This is a genomic window from Gordonia aichiensis, from assembly GCF_039946255.1.
In the GTDB taxonomy this organism is placed as follows: Bacteria; Actinomycetota; Actinomycetes; order Mycobacteriales; family Mycobacteriaceae; genus Gordonia; species Gordonia aichiensis_A.
Genome location: NZ_JBCDWL010000009.1, coordinates 109,635 through 125,707, shown reverse-complemented (window position 1 = coordinate 125,707; position 16,073 = coordinate 109,635). Strand labels below are relative to the sequence as shown.

Annotated in this window: 13 protein-coding genes; 3 read left to right on the top strand and 10 right to left on the bottom strand. The window is 69.5% G+C overall.

Features of this window, described 5'->3' with window-relative positions; all coding sequences use genetic code 11:
• Positions 1-61: 61 nt before the first annotated feature.
• The 3 genes from bioD to AAFO60_RS12625 are packed head-to-tail and all read right to left on the bottom strand — an operon-like array spanning position 62 to position 3,230.
• Complete coding sequence (gene bioD, locus AAFO60_RS12635; protein WP_347956554.1) at positions 62-754, bottom strand: dethiobiotin synthase; 693 nt, start codon at positions 752-754, stop codon at positions 62-64.
• The gene (locus tag AAFO60_RS12630) at positions 751-1,881 is read right to left on the bottom strand and encodes an 8-amino-7-oxononanoate synthase (protein WP_347956553.1); all 1,131 of its coding nucleotides are present in this window, start codon (positions 1,879-1,881) and stop codon (positions 751-753) included. The genes bioD and AAFO60_RS12630 overlap by 4 nt, the downstream gene beginning before the upstream one ends.
• Positions 1,878-3,230, bottom strand: coding sequence for an adenosylmethionine--8-amino-7-oxononanoate transaminase (locus AAFO60_RS12625; RefSeq protein WP_347956552.1), 1,353 nt, complete (start codon positions 3,228-3,230; stop codon positions 1,878-1,880). The genes AAFO60_RS12630 and AAFO60_RS12625 overlap by 4 nt, the downstream gene beginning before the upstream one ends.
• 140 nt (positions 3,231-3,370) lie before the next feature.
• Between AAFO60_RS12625 and AAFO60_RS12620 the strand changes: the two genes are divergently transcribed.
• The 3 genes from AAFO60_RS12620 (at position 3,371) to treY (ending at position 8,615) form a co-directional block, all read left to right on the top strand.
• Positions 3,371-3,928 (top strand): TetR/AcrR family transcriptional regulator, encoded by a 558-nt coding sequence (locus AAFO60_RS12620; RefSeq protein ID WP_347956551.1) that lies wholly within the window; start codon positions 3,371-3,373, stop codon positions 3,926-3,928.
• A 98-nt stretch (positions 3,929-4,026) separates the two neighbouring features.
• A complete protein-coding gene (locus tag AAFO60_RS12615; protein WP_432211709.1) occupies positions 4,027-6,255 on the top strand; it encodes an acyltransferase family protein in 2,229 nt (742 codons plus the stop codon).
• A 44-nt stretch (positions 6,256-6,299) separates the two neighbouring features.
• A complete protein-coding gene (gene treY, locus AAFO60_RS12610) occupies positions 6,300-8,615 on the top strand; it encodes a malto-oligosyltrehalose synthase (RefSeq protein ID WP_347956550.1) in 2,316 nt (771 codons plus the stop codon).
• Positions 8,616-8,622: 7 nt separating this feature from the next.
• Here treY and AAFO60_RS12605 read toward each other — a convergent pair whose 3' ends face one another.
• The 7 genes from AAFO60_RS12605 to AAFO60_RS12575 are packed head-to-tail and all read right to left on the bottom strand — an operon-like array spanning position 8,623 to position 16,071.
• Entirely contained in the window at positions 8,623-9,351 is a 729-nt protein-coding gene (locus AAFO60_RS12605; RefSeq protein WP_347956549.1) for a hypothetical protein, read from the bottom strand.
• Positions 9,352-9,401: 50 nt separating this feature from the next.
• Positions 9,402-10,559 (bottom strand): MlaD family protein, encoded by a 1,158-nt coding sequence (locus tag AAFO60_RS12600; protein WP_347956594.1) that lies wholly within the window; start codon positions 10,557-10,559, stop codon positions 9,402-9,404.
• A complete protein-coding gene (locus AAFO60_RS12595) occupies positions 10,559-11,659 on the bottom strand; it encodes an MlaD family protein (RefSeq protein ID WP_347956548.1) in 1,101 nt (366 codons plus the stop codon). The genes AAFO60_RS12600 and AAFO60_RS12595 overlap by 1 nt, the downstream gene beginning before the upstream one ends.
• Positions 11,656-12,762 (bottom strand): MCE family protein, encoded by a 1,107-nt coding sequence (locus AAFO60_RS12590; protein WP_347956547.1) that lies wholly within the window; start codon positions 12,760-12,762, stop codon positions 11,656-11,658. Before AAFO60_RS12590 ends, AAFO60_RS12595 begins: the two co-directional genes overlap by 4 nt.
• A complete protein-coding gene (locus AAFO60_RS12585) occupies positions 12,756-13,748 on the bottom strand; it encodes an MCE family protein (RefSeq protein WP_347956546.1) in 993 nt (330 codons plus the stop codon). The genes AAFO60_RS12590 and AAFO60_RS12585 overlap by 7 nt, the downstream gene beginning before the upstream one ends.
• Entirely contained in the window at positions 13,745-14,779 is a 1,035-nt protein-coding gene (locus tag AAFO60_RS12580) for an MCE family protein (protein WP_347956545.1), read from the bottom strand. Before AAFO60_RS12580 ends, AAFO60_RS12585 begins: the two co-directional genes overlap by 4 nt.
• Positions 14,776-16,071, bottom strand: coding sequence for an MlaD family protein (locus AAFO60_RS12575; protein ID WP_347956544.1), 1,296 nt, complete (start codon positions 16,069-16,071; stop codon positions 14,776-14,778). Before AAFO60_RS12575 ends, AAFO60_RS12580 begins: the two co-directional genes overlap by 4 nt.
• Positions 16,072-16,073: the final 2 nt, after the last annotated feature.

The following is a 16,073-nucleotide window of genomic DNA, read 5'->3' as shown; positions in this document are numbered from 1 at the left end:
AACGGTCGTGCGATTACGTCAGCGGTCGTGCGGTGTGCGGCGGGGTCGACGCTGTCCGGGGTCAGCGCGGTGCCGGGGCGACGAGGTCGGGGTGCACCCAGCCCGGTGCCGCGGACCGGAAGTCGGGTTCGGGAAGGCGACCCGATCCCGCGGGCACCCGCGCCACGATCGGCGTGCCGGTCAGGCGCGGCAGGTCCTCGAGGTTGCAGCGCATCGCCAGGTCCGGGTCGGCGGGCCACGATCCGATCACCAGGCCGCGGACTCGCACTCCGGCCGATTCGGCCGCCCGGACGGTCAGCTCGGTGTGGTTGAGCGTGCCGAGCCCGGGATCGGTGACGACGATCAGGTCGGCGGCCAGGTGCGCGGCGACGTCGAGGACGGTCAGGTCCGGGGCGAGCCGGACCAGGACTCCGCCTGCGCCTTCGACGAGCACCAGGTCGGCGACGGCGGCGAGGTCGGCGACGGCCGCGGCGATCGCCTCGAGGGTCACCGGCGCCGTGCCCGCGCGCGCGGCAGCGGTCTCCGGGGCCAGCGGCTCGGGATACCGTGCGGGTTCGCGAACCGGAAGCGGACCGACGAGGCGTTGCACCTCCGCGAGGTCGCCGGGCTCCCCCGGCGCCACCCCGGTCTGAGCGGCCTTGCAGACGCCGACGCGCAGCCCGGCCGCGGTCGCCGCAGCGGCGAGCGCGGCGACGGCGACGGTCTTGCCGACGTCGGTCGAGGTGCCGCTGACGACCAGGAGCTGCGCGGTCATGCGGCGACCGCCTCGCGCAGGGCGCCGCGGACCACGCCGGCGACGAAGTCGAGGGTGTCGTCGTCGAGGTCGGCGCGGACGGTCAGGCGCAGGCGCGAGGTCCCCTCCGGCACCGACGGCGGGCGGAAGCAGCCGACGAAGACGCCCTGTTCGCGACACCGTGCGGCGGCGCGCACGGCAGCGGTCGGATCGCCCACGACGAGCGAGACCACGGCGGCGTCGGGCACCTGTCCGCCGCACGCCAGCGCCAGGCGACGCACTCCGGCGCGGAGCCGATCGGGCATGGCCGGGTCGGCGCGCAGCACGCGCAGCGCGGCACGGGCGGCACCGACGGCCGCCGGATTCAATCCGGTGTCGAAGATGAAGGTCCGGGCGTGATCGATGAGATGTTCGCGCAGCAGGCGCGTGCCCACCACGATGCCGCCCTGCGCACCGAGCGACTTCGATGCGACGGTGGTGAGCACCAGGCCCGGCGCACCCGAGAGTCCGTGCTCGGCGGCCACGCCCCGGCCGCCGGGACCGCGCACCCCGAGGGCGTGCGCCTCGTCGGCCAGCAGCACCGCATCGTGTGCGCGCGCCGCCTCGTAGTACGCGCCGAGCGGCGCGACCATCCCGTCGATGCTGTAGATGGAGTCGGTGACCACCAGTGCCCGCTCCTCGGTGCGCTCGGCCAGCGCGCGACTCAGCGCGACCGCGTCGCCGCGCGGAACCACCACCACCCGGGCCCGCGACAGCCGGCAGCCGTCGATGAGCGAGGCGTGAGCGCCGGTGTCACTGACGATCAGGTCGCCGCGGCCGACGAGGGAGGTGATGGCGCCGACGTTCCCCAGGTAGCCCGAGGAGAAGGTCAGCGCCGCTTCGAAACCGAGGAAGTCGGCGATCTCGGCCTCGAAGTCCAGGTGCGCCTGCGTCGTGCCCGCGACCAACCGCGACGCGGTGGCCCCCGTCCCCCAGGCGTCGAGGGCGGCGTGCGCCCCGGCGATCACGTCCGGGTGCGTCGAGAGGCCGAGGTAGTCGTTCGATGCGAGGTTGATCTGCGCCGACTCCGACTGCCGGGTCACCGGCTCGCGGTGCAGTCCCGCCTCGCGGGTGCGGTGGGCGATCGCTGCCAGCCACGGTGCGCTCATGATGTCGACTCCTGATCTCGGTGACCCCGTCGGATTCTCTGTCCCCCAGCGGATTCGGTGGCCGCCAACGATGCCGCGACCGCCGCGCCGATGCCGTCGACGAGGACGTCGAGCTGTTCGTCGCTGATGATGTAGGGCGGCATCGCGTAGATCAGTTTGCGGAAGGGCCGCAGCCACACCCCCGAGGCGACGGCGGCGTCGGTGGCGGCGACCAGGTCGACGTCGCGGTCGAGTTCGACCACCGCGATCGCGCCGAGGACGCGGACGTCGACGACCCCGTCGACGTGGGCCAACGGCGCCAGCCCCGCCGCCAGCCGCGCACCGATCTGCGGCACTCGCCGCCGCCAGTCCGACGATTCGAGGACGTCCAGGGAGGCGCACGCGACCGCGCACGCGAGCGGGTTGGCCATGAACGTGGGCCCGTGGGCGAGCCCGCCGGCCTCACCGCGGCTGATGGTCTCGGCGATCTCGGTGGTGGTCAAGGTGGCGGCCAGCGTCAGGTATCCCCCGGTCAGCGCCTTGCCGAGGCACATGATGTCGGGGCTGATCCCGGCGGCGTCGGAGGCGAACAGGGTCCCGGTACGGCCGAAGCCGGTCGCGATCTCGTCGCAGATCAGCAACACCTCGTGTGCCCGGCAGAGGCGACGGAGACCGGCGACGAGCGCGGGCGAATGGAACCGCATGCCGCCTGCACCCTGCACGACCGGTTCGACGATGACCGCGGCGAGCCGATCCCCGGCGGCCGCGAGTCGGGTGTCGAGCATCGTCAGGTAGCGCTCCTGCGCGCCCTCACCGTCCCGCGCGTCGGGCGGTGCCGGAACGAACATCTGCTCGGGCAGCACTCCGCGCCACATGGCGTGCATGCCGCCCTCGGGGTCGCAGACGCTCATCGGCGCGAACGTGTCGCCGTGGTAGCCGCCGCGCCAGGTCAGCAGGGCGTTCTTGGCGGGTCGGCCGCGGCTGCGCCAGTACTGGATCGCCATCTTGACGGCCACCTCCACCGACACCGACCCGGAGTCGGCGAAGAACACCTTCTGCAGGGGTTCCGGAGTCATCGCCACCAGACGCGACGCCAGACGCGCGGCCGGCTCATGCGTCAGGCCGCCGAACATGACGTGCGACATCCTGCCCGCCTGGTCCGCCAGGGCCGCATCGAGCTGCGGGTGCCGGTAGCCGTGCACCGCGGCCCACCACGAGCTCATCCCGTCGACGAGCCGGCTGCCGTCGGCGAGCCGGAGATGGACGCCCTCGCAGTCCGCGACCACCCGGGGTGCCGTCGAGGCCGGGAAGCCGCCGTAGGGATGCCAGACGTGCTCTGCATCGACCGCGGTGATCGTGGCGTGATCCACACCTGCCTCCTTCATGTCGCTCGACCCACCCGAACCCCACCCCTGGACACCGTACAGGAGGTTCCTGAACGCCGTACAGGCGCACCTGAACAACGTCCAGTGCAGGTCGGCGTCCAATCCGCGTCGGATAGGGTGACAGGGTGAGCAACACGAGGTCGGACATTCTCGCCGCGGCGCGCGGCATCCTGGCCGAGCACAGCCTGGCCGACCTCACCATGCGGCGCCTGGCCGCCGATCTCGGTGTGCGTCCCAACGCCCTCTACTGGCATTTCCCGGACAAGCAGACGATGCTCGCCGCCCTCGCCGAGGACATCCTGGCGGCGGTCCCGGGACCGGTCGACGACGCCGACTGGCTCGTCGAACTGCACCGACTGGCCACCGACATGCGCCGGGCGCTGCTCGCCGTGCCCGACAGCGCCGAGATCGTCTCGTCGGCCTGGGCCTCGGGCCTGGCCGCACGCGACATCGAGACCGCGATCGCCGCCGTCGCCCGCCGAGGAGACCTCGACCCCCGCGTCGCCGCGGGTCTCGCGACCGCCGTCTGCCAGTTGACCATCGGATTGACGATCGAGGAGCAGACCCGCACGCAGATGGAGCGGCTGGGCGTCACCGGGCCGTCCGGCCGCGTCTTCGACGCCGAGTTCGGCGATGCACTCGAGGTCATCCTGGACGGCGCCCGGGCCCGCAGCACCGCCTAAGGAGATTTCGCGTCGCCACCCGCGGGCACGTAGATTACGAGGCGGCCACCCGGCTCTGGAGGGCCGCGTACGCGTACCCCCGAGAAGGATCGACGACAGTGCACGCCCCGACCGACCGCAGCACGGACCCGCCCGCACCGGCGCCGACGGCGCCGACGAAGAGGTCCGGGCCGACGACAGCGTCCGGGCCGACGACGACCGCGGCGGCGGCGGCACCCGCCTACCGCACCGACCTCGACGGTCTGCGGGGCATCGCCATCGCCCTGGTCGCGTGCTTTCACATCTGGTTCGGCCGCGTCTCCGGCGGCGTCGACGTCTTCCTGACCCTGTCGGGATACTTCTTCATCGGGTCCCTGGTCCGGCACACCGTGCATGCGCAGTCCGCACGGATCGGATTCGGCGAGACCATCAGCCCCTGGCCTCGACTCAAACGCCTGCTCAAGCGGCTGCTTCCCGCCCTCTACACCGTGTTGATCGCGGTCGCCGTGCTGACCGCCCTGGTGGTGCCGCAGACCCGCTGGCTCAACATCGGCCGCGAGATCTTCGCCAGCGCGCTCTACTACCAGAACTACTATCTCGCGCAGAACTCCCAGGACTATCTGGCCGCGAGTTCGGCGAACAGTCCCCTGCAGCACATCTGGTCCATGTCGATGCAGGGACAGTTCTTCGTCGGCGCGCTGGTGGTGCTGCTGGCCGTCGCGGGGCTGATCAAGCTCGCCGGTCGTCGCCTTCCCGCCCTCACCCGCCCCGGGGTGATCCGCGCGATCTTCGCCGTCATCGTCGCGGCCGTGGCACTCGCCTCGTTCGCGTGGGCCCAGTACCGCCTGCACATCGACCAGCCGTTCAACTACTACGACACCCGCTCGCGTCTGTGGGAGCCGCTGGTGGGCGGGCTCCTGGCGATCTGGATGCCGGCGTGGCGGGTCGCCGCGTGGTTCCGCAACACGGTCACCGTCGTCGCGCTGGCGCTGATCGCCACCTGCGGTTGGTGGCTCGACGGCGTCGCGCAGTATCCGGCCGCGCTGGCCTGGGTGCCGGTCGGTGCGACCCTGATGGTGATCTGGGCCGGTCAGGTGCCCGCGGGCCAGTCCCTGCCCGCCGCCAACCGGATCCTGGCCGGGCGGCGCGCGGTATGGCTCGGCAGCCTGGCGTACGCGCTCTATCTGATCCACTGGCCGCTGTTGATCTTCTACCTCACCTGGCGGGGCACCGAGCGTGCGACCTTCGCCGAGGGCACGGTCATCCTGGTCGTCTCACTGGGCCTGTCGTGGCTGATGAAGCGGTACATCGAGGACCCGATGCGCGGCGGCGGCCGGTCGGCGCTGCGGTACATCCGCTGGCCCGCTCATCCGCGGATCACCTACACCGCCATCCTGACCGTCGCGCTCATCGCGCTGTCGGCGGGTACGGCGGGTGCGATCAAGGCGTGGGACCGGCACATGTCGACCGTCGCCGTCGACACCGCGAACCTGGATCCCACGTCGTATCCGGGTGCACGGGCCCTCTTGGAGGGTGCGCCGGTGCCCGCGCTCGATCCCCAGCCGACGCCGTTGGCGGTCGCCGACGATCTGCCGCAGACCGGACCGGACGGCTTCATGAGCGATTTCGCAGCCACCGAACCCGCCGTCGGCGTCTACGGCGATCCCGACGGGGCGAAGACCATCGCCCTGGCCGGCGGCTCGCATGCCGAGATGTGGATCGGCGCGCTCGACGCGATCGGCAAGGCCAACGGCTTCAAGATCCTCACCTACCTGAAGATGGGCTGCCCGCTGACCGCGGAACCCGATCCGACTCGACTCGAGGGCACGCCGTATCCGGAGTGCCGCGTCTGGGTCAACAACGTCATGGCCGAGTTGGCGCGCACCCGACCCGACGCGGTGTTCACCAACTCGACCCGGCCCGACCCGGCGGGTCCGGCCGATCACGTCCCGGCGGGCTACGTGGGGATCTTCGACGAATTGACCGCCCAGGGCATCCCGGTGGTCGGGATCCGCGACATCCCGTGGCCCCACGGCCCCCGCGGTGCGATCAACACGCCCGAATGCCTAGCGGCGGGCGGCACCGCGCGCTCGTGCGGCACCGACCGCGCCACCGCTCTTCACCCGATCGACCCGGCCGTCGACTACGCCGAAGGCAATCCGCTGTTTCACCGCCTCGACCTGTCCGACGGGGTGTGCGATGCCGACCGGTGCCCCGCGGTCGTCGGTAACATCATCGTCTACAAGGACTATCACCACTTGAGCGCGACCTATGTCCGGACGCTGACCCGGGAACTGTCGCGGCAGTTGGCCGCAGCGCTGCCGTGGGCGGGGCCGGAGCTGCCCTGACCCGCGGCGAGTGCAGGCGGGCGGGCGAGAGCTGAAGGAGGGGTATGACCGGGACGCGGATCGACCCGGTGGCCACCTACCGCGTTCAGCTCACCCCCGAGTTCACCTTCGCCGAGGTCGTCGGAATCCTCGACCACCTCCGCTCGCTCGGCGTCAGCCACCTGTACCTGTCGCCGATACTGGCGGCCATGCCGGGCTCCACGCACGGTTACGACTGGTCACCGCCCGCTCGCATCTCCGAGGTCCTCGGCGGCCCCGACAGCTTCCGGCTGCTCCGCGAGCACGCGCGGGCCGTCGGGATCGGCGTCATCCTCGACATCGTCCCCAACCACGTCGGCATCGCCGACCCCGATCACAATCAGTGGTGGTCGGACGTCCTCACCCACGGCCTCGAGTCCCCCTACGCCGGCTACTTCGACCTCGACACGGCGGCCACCGACGGCCTGATCAGCCTGCCGTACCTGGGTCGGGCCGATGACCTGGCCGACCTGAGCCTGGACGATCGCGGCCGACTGGTCCTCGGTGACATCGTCTTGCCGACCGCACCCGGCACCGTCGCCCCCGGCGACGACCCGAACGCGGTGCATCGGCTCCAGCACTATCGGCTGGTCCCGCACGACAGCCGCCGGGTGGGCTATCGCCGATTCCTCGCCGTCAACGAGCTCGCCGCGCTGCGCCAGGAGATTCCCGAGGTCTACGACGCGACCCACGCCTGGCTGCGCGAGCTGATCGCCGACGACCTCGTCGACGGAGTCCGTGTCGACCACGTCGACGGTCTGCGCGATCCCGTCGGCTACCTGCGCAGGCTGCGGGCCGACCTCGGAGACGAGCGGCTGCTGTACATCGAGAAGGGCCTCGCGATCGGCGAACGGCTCGACCCCGTCCTCCCGGTGCAGGGAACCACCGGCTACGACCAGCTCCAGCTGATCGAATCGGTCTTCACTGCGCCGACCGGTGCCATCGAGCTCGAGGAGACCTTCCGGGCCCTGTCGGGTCGGGCCGGCGACGGCGATGTCCTGGGAGCCCGGGCCCGCGAACTGCGTCAGATGGTCCTCGTCGACTTCTTCCCGGATCGGATCCAGCGGGCCACCGACCTGCTCAGCGCGCAGGCCCCGCAGGTGCCCGCACCGCTGATTCACCAGGCGGCCTCGCTGCTGATCTGCTCGGCGTCCGTCGCCCGCGCCGACTACCCGTCCCTGCTCGGCACGATCACCGCCGACATCGCGCGCCTGGCCGACGAGAACCCGACGCAGCGCGAGGGTCTCGCGGTGCTCGACACCGCTTACCGCGAGCCGCAGCGCTTCGGGGAGGCGATCGCCCGGATCGGCGAGGCCGCCGTCGCCGTCTACGCGAAGGCGATCGAGGACATCGGCTATCACCGGACCGCGCGACTGGTGTCGAGTCAAGAGCTCGGCTGCATCCCGCTGGTCCCGTCCATCAACCGCGCCGACTTCTTCCACCGCAACACCTGCCGGGCCGCCGACTGGCCTCAGGCCATGAGTGCGCTGTCGACGCACGACACCAAACGCGGTGAGGACGTGCGCGCCCGGATCGCGGTGATCGCCCAGACTCCGCAGCGGTGGCGGATGTTCGTGGCCGAGCTGTGGGCGCTCGCGCCGCCGCCCGACACCGTCGTCTGCTACTTCCTGCTCCAGAACGTCGTCGGCGTCTGGCCCGCCGACGGGCGGCCGGATGCCACGCTCGCGCGCCGCCTCGCCGACTACGCGCGAAAGGCGATGCGCGAGGGCGGTCTGGTGTCGTCGTGGACGGCCGTCGACGACGCGGCCGAGGCCGCCGTGCAGGACTGGCTCGCCCGACTGCTCACCGGCCCGGCGGCCGACCTCGTGGCGGGATTCGTTGCGCTGATCGCCTCGGCCGGCCGGACCGAATCGCTGTCGCGCAAGGCGCTGTCGCTGCTGCTGCCCGGTGTCGGCGACATCTATCAGGGCACCCAGTGGTGGGAGGACTCCCTCACCGATCCGGACAATCGGCGGCCGGTCGATCACGACCGCAGTCTCGATCACCCGAAGGCCCGGATCATCCAGACCTGCCTGACCGTGCGGCGACGCCACCCCGGCGCCTTCGGTCCCGGCGGGGACTTCCGGTACGTGCCGGTTCGCGGCACCACCACCTCGCACGTCATCTGCTTCTCGCGCGGCCGCGACGACGTCGCCGACGTGGTCGTCGCCGCGGTCCGGTTGGCGTTGATGTTCGACACCGCAGGCGCCCGGTCCGAGGCGCTGATCTCGCTGCCGCCCGGCCGCTGGGTCGACGCGGCATCGGGCGCCGAGTTCACCGGCGAGATCGGCGCCGACGTCCTCCTCGCCGACCGAGCGGTGGCCGTCCTGGAACGGGCCTAGCCGTACCTCAGCCGCCCGGGCTCGGTGCGGGCGCCGGCGCCGGCGCGCCCGCATTCTGCTGTGCGGCGACCGTCACGCCCGGGCCCGCTTCGATGGCACTGACCAGCCACTGGCCGTCGACCTTCTGCATGCTCAGCGCGAGCAGCATGGCGTTCTTGCCGCCGCCCGCGCTGATCGCGCTGGTGCCCGACACGTCGACGCCCAGGACGACCGTCGCACGGTCGGCGTCGAACGATTCGACCATCGACGAGGTGACCGCGGTCTTGATGTTCTCGACCTTGTTCGCTTTCATGAACTCGGTGCTGACGACGGCGTCGGACTGCAGCCGCTTCTTGAAGTCGCCGGTGCTGAGCGGACCGACCGCCTTGCGCAGCGAATCGGCGGTCGCGTTCTGCCCGCCCATCGCCTCGAAGTAGGTGACGACGAAGTTCGACGCTGCGGCCTTGCTGTCGTCGAAGGCCGCCAGCTGCTGGTCCTTCTGATACAGCTGCCAGCCGCCGACCGCGATCACGGCCAGGACCGCGATCACCACGAGGGCGGCGGCGATCCGCTTGATCAGCCGCATCGAGATCGTCACCGCGGCACCGTCGGAATCGGCTCGCTGCACCCGGCGGGCGGCCCGCCGGTCAGCATTCGTCGGATCGCGACGATCCTCGTCGGCGACGGTCTCCGTCGTTGCCGACGTTTCGTCGTCCACGTCGACCGCCGCACCGTCTTTCGAATCAGCTGAACTCATGCGTCCTTCATCACTTGTCTGCGTACTTCATCACTTGGCTGGGTTCTCGATCACTTGTCGAGCGGAACCGTTCGCGCATTCGGATCGTAACCGGGCGGCGGGCCCGCGGTGTCGTCCCCCGCCGGGCGCGGCGCGTTCGCCGCCCCGCGCACCTGCAGGCTGGGATCCTCGGTGACGCAGTACAGGTTCTTGGGGACCGTCAGCTCCAGGATCTTCGTCGGCCGCACCGGTGAGAGCTGGTAGTTGCATGACGGTCGCGGATACAGCGATGCGATCGCCCACCACGCGCCGCCGTGGAACATCTTCTGCGCCTGGATCGAGCCGTCCCGGATCGACGGGAACAAGGTCGCGAGCGCGGGTGCGCGCAGGACGCCCTGGCGGGCGACGTCGAGGAACTGCGCCAGCACGTCGGTCAGCGGATCGGTGATGGTCGCCAGCGAGCCGGTGAGACTGGTGAACTGGGCCGGACCGTTGCCGAGCAGGCTGCGCAGTTCGCCGTCGGCGGCCGCGGCCGCAGCGAACAGCTCGTCCAGACCGCCGGCCAGCCGCCCGAAGTCGGGTTGGATGTCGGCGGTGGTCTTGAAGACCGTTCCCAGGTTCGAGATGAGCTTGGTGGTCTGCGGCAGCACCTTGGCCAGGTCGGCGAAGATGACGCCGCCGGAGTTGAAGATCGACTTGAGCTGGTTGGGGCCGCGGTCGTTGAGCGCGATCTCCAGTTCCTGCAGCGTCGCGGTCAGCTTCGGCGCGTCGATCTGACTGATCACGTCGAGCGTCGACTGCAGCATCCCCGCGAAGGGGGCCGTCACGTGGGTCTGGCCCACCTGGATCTCGTCGCCACCGCTCAGGTAGGGGCCCTCGTCGGTGGTCGGGGTGATGTTGACGTACTGTTCGCCGGCCGCCGACAGGCCCAGTGCCGAGAACTTGGCACCCTTGTTGATCTTGAACTCGTCGCGCAGCCGGAGGGTCACATCGACGCTCTTCGGCGTCACCTGAATGTGTCGGACCTCGCCGATCTGGGAGCCGCGGAGCATCACCTTGCTGGTGTCCTGCAGGCCGCCGGATTCCGGGAAGTGCACGGTGACCTCGTAGGTGTTCTGCCACGGACGCCAGCTCAGACTGTTGAACGCCAGAAACGCCAGCCCGAGGATCATCACGCCGATCAGGGCCAGGTTGCCCAGCATGATCTTGCGTTTGCGCAACCACGTCATCATGAGCAGCACCCCTTGGTTCCGGTGAGCCGCGCGATGATCCGCGCCAGTGTCTGCTCCATGCTGTGCATCCCGTTGGTGATGTCGGCGCCCTCCGGCAGCCGGGTGGCCGCGTCGAAGCCGACGCCCGGCGTCAGCCAGTACACCTTCGCCGAGACCGCGGCCGCACTGCCCGAGGTGGACTTGGCCCACTTCGGGGTCAGTTCGGCAAGCCGGTCGGCGAGCGGACCGAAGATCGGCGCCGAGTTGTTCAACGCGACCAGCGTGGTGTTGAGGTGGCCGAGCAGCTCGGTGAAGTCGGCCTGCTGCGAGTTCAGGAAGTCGTTGGTCGCCGCGGTGACCTTGTTCGACTTGTCGAAGGTCGTCAGAATCATCTCGAGTTGGCTGTTCACGGTGTTGATCGCCGCAGGCAGCCTGTTGACCGCGGCGGCGATCTGCGCGCGACCGTCGGCCAGTTCCTTCGACCATGCGGCGGTCGTCGCCATCGCCTCGTCGACGGCCGCCGAGTTCTTGTTGAACTTGTCGATGGCGGTGGTGAAGCCGTCGATGGCGCCGCGCAGCTCGGGCGCGTTGCCGCCGATCGCGGTGCTGAGCTCGGTGAAGATCCGCTGCAGCGAGCTCACCGACCCCGAGTCGACCAGGCCGGTCATCGAGACGAGCAGGTCCTCGATGGTCGCCGCCGCCGAGGTGGGTCCGGTGAGCGATCCGCCGTCGGTCACGAAGCCGCGCGAGGAGTCGGCGGGCGGCTGCAGGGCGACGAAGACGTCGCCGAGCGGGGTCGCCTGCCGGAGTTCGGCTCCGGTGCCGATCGGCAGCCGCGTGTCCTTCGACACCTTCATCGTCACCTCGGCGCGATAGTTCTTCGCGACGATCGACTCCACTTCACCGACGTTCATGCCGCCGAGCTTCACCTTGGCCTTGTTCGGCAGGTTGAGCGCGTTCTCGAACGAGGTGTGCACCGTCATCGCGTCCCCGATTCCACCGGGAGCGGGCAGCGGGATCTGTTCGACGGTGACGCCGGGAACCACCCCGCAGGCGCTCAGGCAGACGGAGGTGAGCAGCGCGACGGCCGCGATCCCGGCCTTCTTGTTCAGCATCATTTCCTACTCAGCTCCAACAGTCCGGAGTAGATGCCCAGGTCCGGTCCGAAGTCCTTCAACTGGCCGGTGTTGCAGCCCTTGCGATCGAGGTTGATGGCCTCGCACAGCTTCGACAGCGACTCGTTGTCGAGCAGCGACTTGTCGAGCAGCACCGACGCCCGCCAGGCGCCCTGCTCGGCCGAGATCGAATTCGACAGGTTCTGGAACAGCAGCGGCGCCACGTCGATCGTCTCGACCACTTCGCGGGAGAAGTCCGACAGGTTCGCGATCACGGCCGCCAGCCGACCCGTCGAGGCGCTGATCGCAGCCGAGTTGCCCGAGAGAAACTCCGAGGTGTTCTGCAGCATCTGATTCAGATCGTGCAGAGAGGCGACGAGCCCGACCGACTGATCGCCGAACATCTGCGACACCTGCGTCATCGACGCCGAGAACTGCTTCATCTTGGGATAGTTGTCGGTCAGCGCGGTCGTCAGGGTGCTCAGCGATTTGATGATCGAGGCGATCGCGTCGCCGTTGTCGGCGCCGAGCTTGCCCGCCTTCGACAGCGAGTCGAGGGCCTGGCGCAGCTTCTCGCCGTTGCCCGAGGCGATCCCTGAGGTCACGTCGACGAAGTCGGCGATCGGCCCTTCGCCGGGCCTGTCCCCCGACATCGACTTGACGATCTTGTCGATCGAGTCGAACAGCGTCCCGATCTCCACGGGCGCCTCGGTGTGCTCGATGACGTCCCCGTCGCCGAGCTTGGGCCCGCCGCGGTAGGTGGGCGACAGTTCGATGTGGCGGGTGGTGACGATCGACGTGTTGACGATCGCCGCGGTCACGTCGGCGGGCACGTCGATGCTGTTGTCGACGGTCATCGTGACCTTCACGCGCGTGCCCTGGGGTTGGACCGACGTGATCCGACCGACCGGCATCCCGAGGATCGCGACGTCGTTGCCCTCGAAGATGCCGGAGACGTCGTCGAAGTAGGCGGTCACCGTGTTGGCCTGCCCGAGCGCCGCGGTCCACGTCGCGGGCACCAGCGAGCATCCGGTGACCGTCAGCGCGGTCGCCATGGTGACGGCGGCAGCGGCCAGTCCGCGCCGGAGTCGGGTCGAGGTCAGCATCCGTCCACCACCCGGGCCGCGCACAGCCAGTTGTCCGGGAACAGGCCCCACGGCAGGTAGCCGTTGGCGTACGGACCGTCGGCCATCAGATTGGTGGTCAGCCGTGCGGTCACCGGCAGCACCTCCAGCAGCTTGCGCAGGTTGTCACGGTTCTTCTCCAGCCCGTTGGCGATCGTGTTCAGGTTCGCCATCACCGGGCCGAACTGGTCGCCGTTCTCCTCGGCGACCGCGGTGGCCTGGTCGGTGAGGGCCGCGACCCCGTCGAGCATCCGGGTCACCAGGCGCTCGCGGGCGACGATCTTGCTCGCCAGCTGAGCACCCTGACCGACGATGATCGACAGTTGGAACTGACTGTCGGTGACCTGCTTGGTCACCGCATCGGTGTCCTTCAGCAGCTGATTGATCTGATCGTGGCGATTGTTGAGCACCTCCGACATCCGCGTCAGCGCATCCAGCGTCGGGCCCATGACGGCGGGCGCGCCCGCCAGCTGCGTCGAGAGGGTGCGGATGCTGTCGGTGAGTTCGTCGGGCTTGATGCCCGCCAGCACCGGCGTTCCCTTCGCCAATGTCTGCTGCAGGTCGTAGGGCACGTAGGTCTTCGCGATGCGGTGGTTCGGGGCGCTCTTCGCGCCGGTGCCCAGCACCACGTCGATGTACCGCTGTCCCAGCAGCGTCGACATCTTGATCTCCGCCGATCCGTCGTCCTTGACGTCGACGTCGTCGGAGATCAGCATGTCGATCTTGACGTGGTCACCGGCCAGAGTGGTCTTCGAGACCTCGCCGACGTCGATGCCCGCGACCCGCACCTTGTCGCCGGGACGGATGCCGCCGGCTTGCGCGAAGTCCGCGGTGTATGTGCGCTTGCCGATGCCTGCGGTGCTGAAGCCGACCACGGCCACCAGCACGACGATGATCCCGATGGCGCCGAAGATGCCGTACCAGAGACCGCGGTTGCCGTTGAACGATGCTGCCAGGCGGTTCCTCATCGACACACCACCGAATGGTTGGTGCCGCCGATCTGGGTGATCAGACCGGGCGGGAAGAAGACGTCTCCGATGGAGATGTCCAAGTCACAGGCATAGATGTTCAAGTACGCACCCTGCATCATCACGTTCGGGAAGTGGCCGAGGAAGATCGGCAGCTGGACGGCCAGGTCGTCCATCTTGGCGCCGCTGGCGATCAGCTTCGTCGTCGCCTCACGCGCCGCCGTCCCCGCCGACCGGAGGCTGGCGCGGTTCTTGGCGAAGACGTCGGCGAAGCCGGCCGCCGTCTGCCCCATCTGGTCGACGGCCCGGCCGAACTGCTGCGAATTGCCGTTGAGGCCTTCGACGAGCTTGCCTGCGCCGTCGAGCAGGGTCTGCATCTGGTTGCCCTGCGATGCGAGTTCGCGCATGACCACGCCCAGGTTGGTGATGATCGCGCCGAGCACCTGGTCGCGGTCTGCCATGTCGGAGGCCACCTGCCCGATCTCGGCGATCGTGCGCGAGAGCGACACGGAGTTGCCCTGGAAGGTCTGGATCAGACTCTCCGACAGCGAGTTCACCTGTTCGGGGGTGAGGGTGTCGAACACCGGTTGGAAGCCGGCCAGCAGCTTGGTGACGTCGAACGAGTCCTCGCCCGGCAGCCGCAGCTTCGATCCCTTCGACAGCTGCGCCTGCGGGGTCGGCCCGTCGAGCGAGAGCGCCAGATAGCGCTGGCCGATCAGGTTCTGGTAGCGGATGGCCGCACGGGTGTTGGCGTACACGCGCTGGTCGTCCTGGACTTGGAAGTCGACCTCGGCGTGCCCGCCGACGAGCGAGATCGACTCGACCCGGCCGACGCGGACTCCGGCCATGCGCACGTCGTCGCCGACCGCGAGTCCGGAGACGTCGTTGAACTGGGTGGAGAAACCGCTGGTGGATCCGGTGACCGACCGTTCCAGCGTCGACCAGATCAGGTAGGTCATCAGCAGCGCCACGACCGCGAACAGGGAGAATCCGATCAGCGGTTTGCGGATGCTCGATTTCGCCTGGCTCACTGGCCTCCCTCCTCGGGGGTGACGGCCGAGACCAGCGGCCCCAGCATCAGCTGGTCGGCCGAGGTCGGCTTGCGGCCGAGGGCTCGCTTGAGCGTCTTCCCGTCAGTGCCGGTGGTGACCGAGCTGACCGGCTTGCGGGCCGCGGCACGTCTCATGCCGGGCGGATACACCGTCAACGGTCCCGACATCGTGGGTCCGGTGCCGGTTCCGGGCCCGACGCATCCGGGACCGCGCAGCTGGCCGTAACGACCGCCGTCGTACACCGGGCAGTTGACCCGGGTGTACTGCTGGTAGGCGCCGAAGTTGACGCCGAGGTTCAGCTGCACGTGCCCGTTGACACCGGTGAACACCCCGAGCACCCGGCCGGCCAGCACGTAGAGCTGCTGCAGCGCCTCGGGCATGGAGTCCGGCTCCAGCATCATCGCGCCGAGCATCGTATTGAGGTCGCGGACGATGCGCTTGCCGCCGTCGCCGTTCTTGGCGAACAGCGTCTGGGTCTGATCGAGCATGCCCTGGCTCGCCGACAGCAGCGCGGTGAGCTGCTCGGAGTTCTCGGCCAGTGTCATCGCGGGCACCACCGACTTCCCGATGGCGTCGAGGAGTTCGGGTGTCGAGGCCGCAAGTCCCTTGATGGCGCGGTTGAAGTTGTCGAAGCCCGACGGCGCGCCCGGCGGGAACTGGTCGTTGATCGCCTTCCAATAGGTGTCGAGGACCCCGACGAAGGTCGAGAACGTGGCGCCGCCGCCCTGCAGCGCGTCGGCGATCGTGCCGAGCACCATGCCCAGATCCTCCGGCGGGACGCTGCGCAGCAGGGTGCGCAGTTCGTTCTGCGCGTCCTGCAGCCGGATCGTCGGTTCGGAGGTGTCGGCCTTGACGACGTCGCCGCCCGCGAGCGGTGTCGACGCCGGCGTCGCGGGTGCGATCAACTCCACCGAGTTGACGCCGAACAGGTTCGACGGCACGGTGCGCGCGGTGGTGTTCGACGGGATGCCCGCCGCCTGCTTCGGATCCAGGATCAGCGCGACGTCCTTGGTCGGATTGTCCCCGGTGCCCACCAGGGTGAGCGAGTCGACCGAACCGACGATGAAGCCGTTGTAGCGGACGTCGGCGCCGGAGACGAGGCCGTCGCCGACGTCGGTGAGCTGTGCGGTCACCTCGGTCCGACTGTCGAACTTGCCCTCGTACCGCGCCAGGAGCAGCCCGAAGACCACGGCGGCGACCGCGAGGAAGGCCACGCCGCGGATGAAGTACGCCTTAACTGACGGATCTCTGCCGCCGGTGTCGATTCTCATCA

Bases quoted from the DNA above. Each gene is read 5' to 3' on its own strand.
- treY (WP_347956550.1), top strand. From the start codon at position 6,300: ATGACCGGGACGCGGATCGACCCGGTGGCCACCTACCGCGTTCAGCTC.
- AAFO60_RS12595 (WP_347956548.1), bottom strand. From the start codon at position 11,659: ATGATGCTGAACAAGAAGGCCGGGATCGCGGCCGTCGCGCTGCTCACC.
- AAFO60_RS12575 (WP_347956544.1), bottom strand. From the start codon at position 16,071: ATGAGAATCGACACCGGCGGCAGAGATCCGTCAGTTAAGGCGTACTTC.
- bioD (WP_347956554.1), bottom strand. From the start codon at position 754: ATGACCGCGCAGCTCCTGGTCGTCAGCGGCACCTCGACCGACGTCGGC.
- AAFO60_RS12585 (WP_347956546.1), bottom strand. From the start codon at position 13,748: ATGAGGAACCGCCTGGCAGCATCGTTCAACGGCAACCGCGGTCTCTGG.
- AAFO60_RS12590 (WP_347956547.1), bottom strand. From the start codon at position 12,762: ATGCTGACCTCGACCCGACTCCGGCGCGGACTGGCCGCTGCCGCCGTC.
- AAFO60_RS12630 (WP_347956553.1), bottom strand. From the start codon at position 1,881: ATGAGCGCACCGTGGCTGGCAGCGATCGCCCACCGCACCCGCGAGGCG.
- AAFO60_RS12600 (WP_347956594.1), bottom strand. From the start codon at position 10,559: ATGACGTGGTTGCGCAAACGCAAGATCATGCTGGGCAACCTGGCCCTG.
- AAFO60_RS12605 (WP_347956549.1), bottom strand. From the start codon at position 9,351: ATGAGTTCAGCTGATTCGAAAGACGGTGCGGCGGTCGACGTGGACGAC.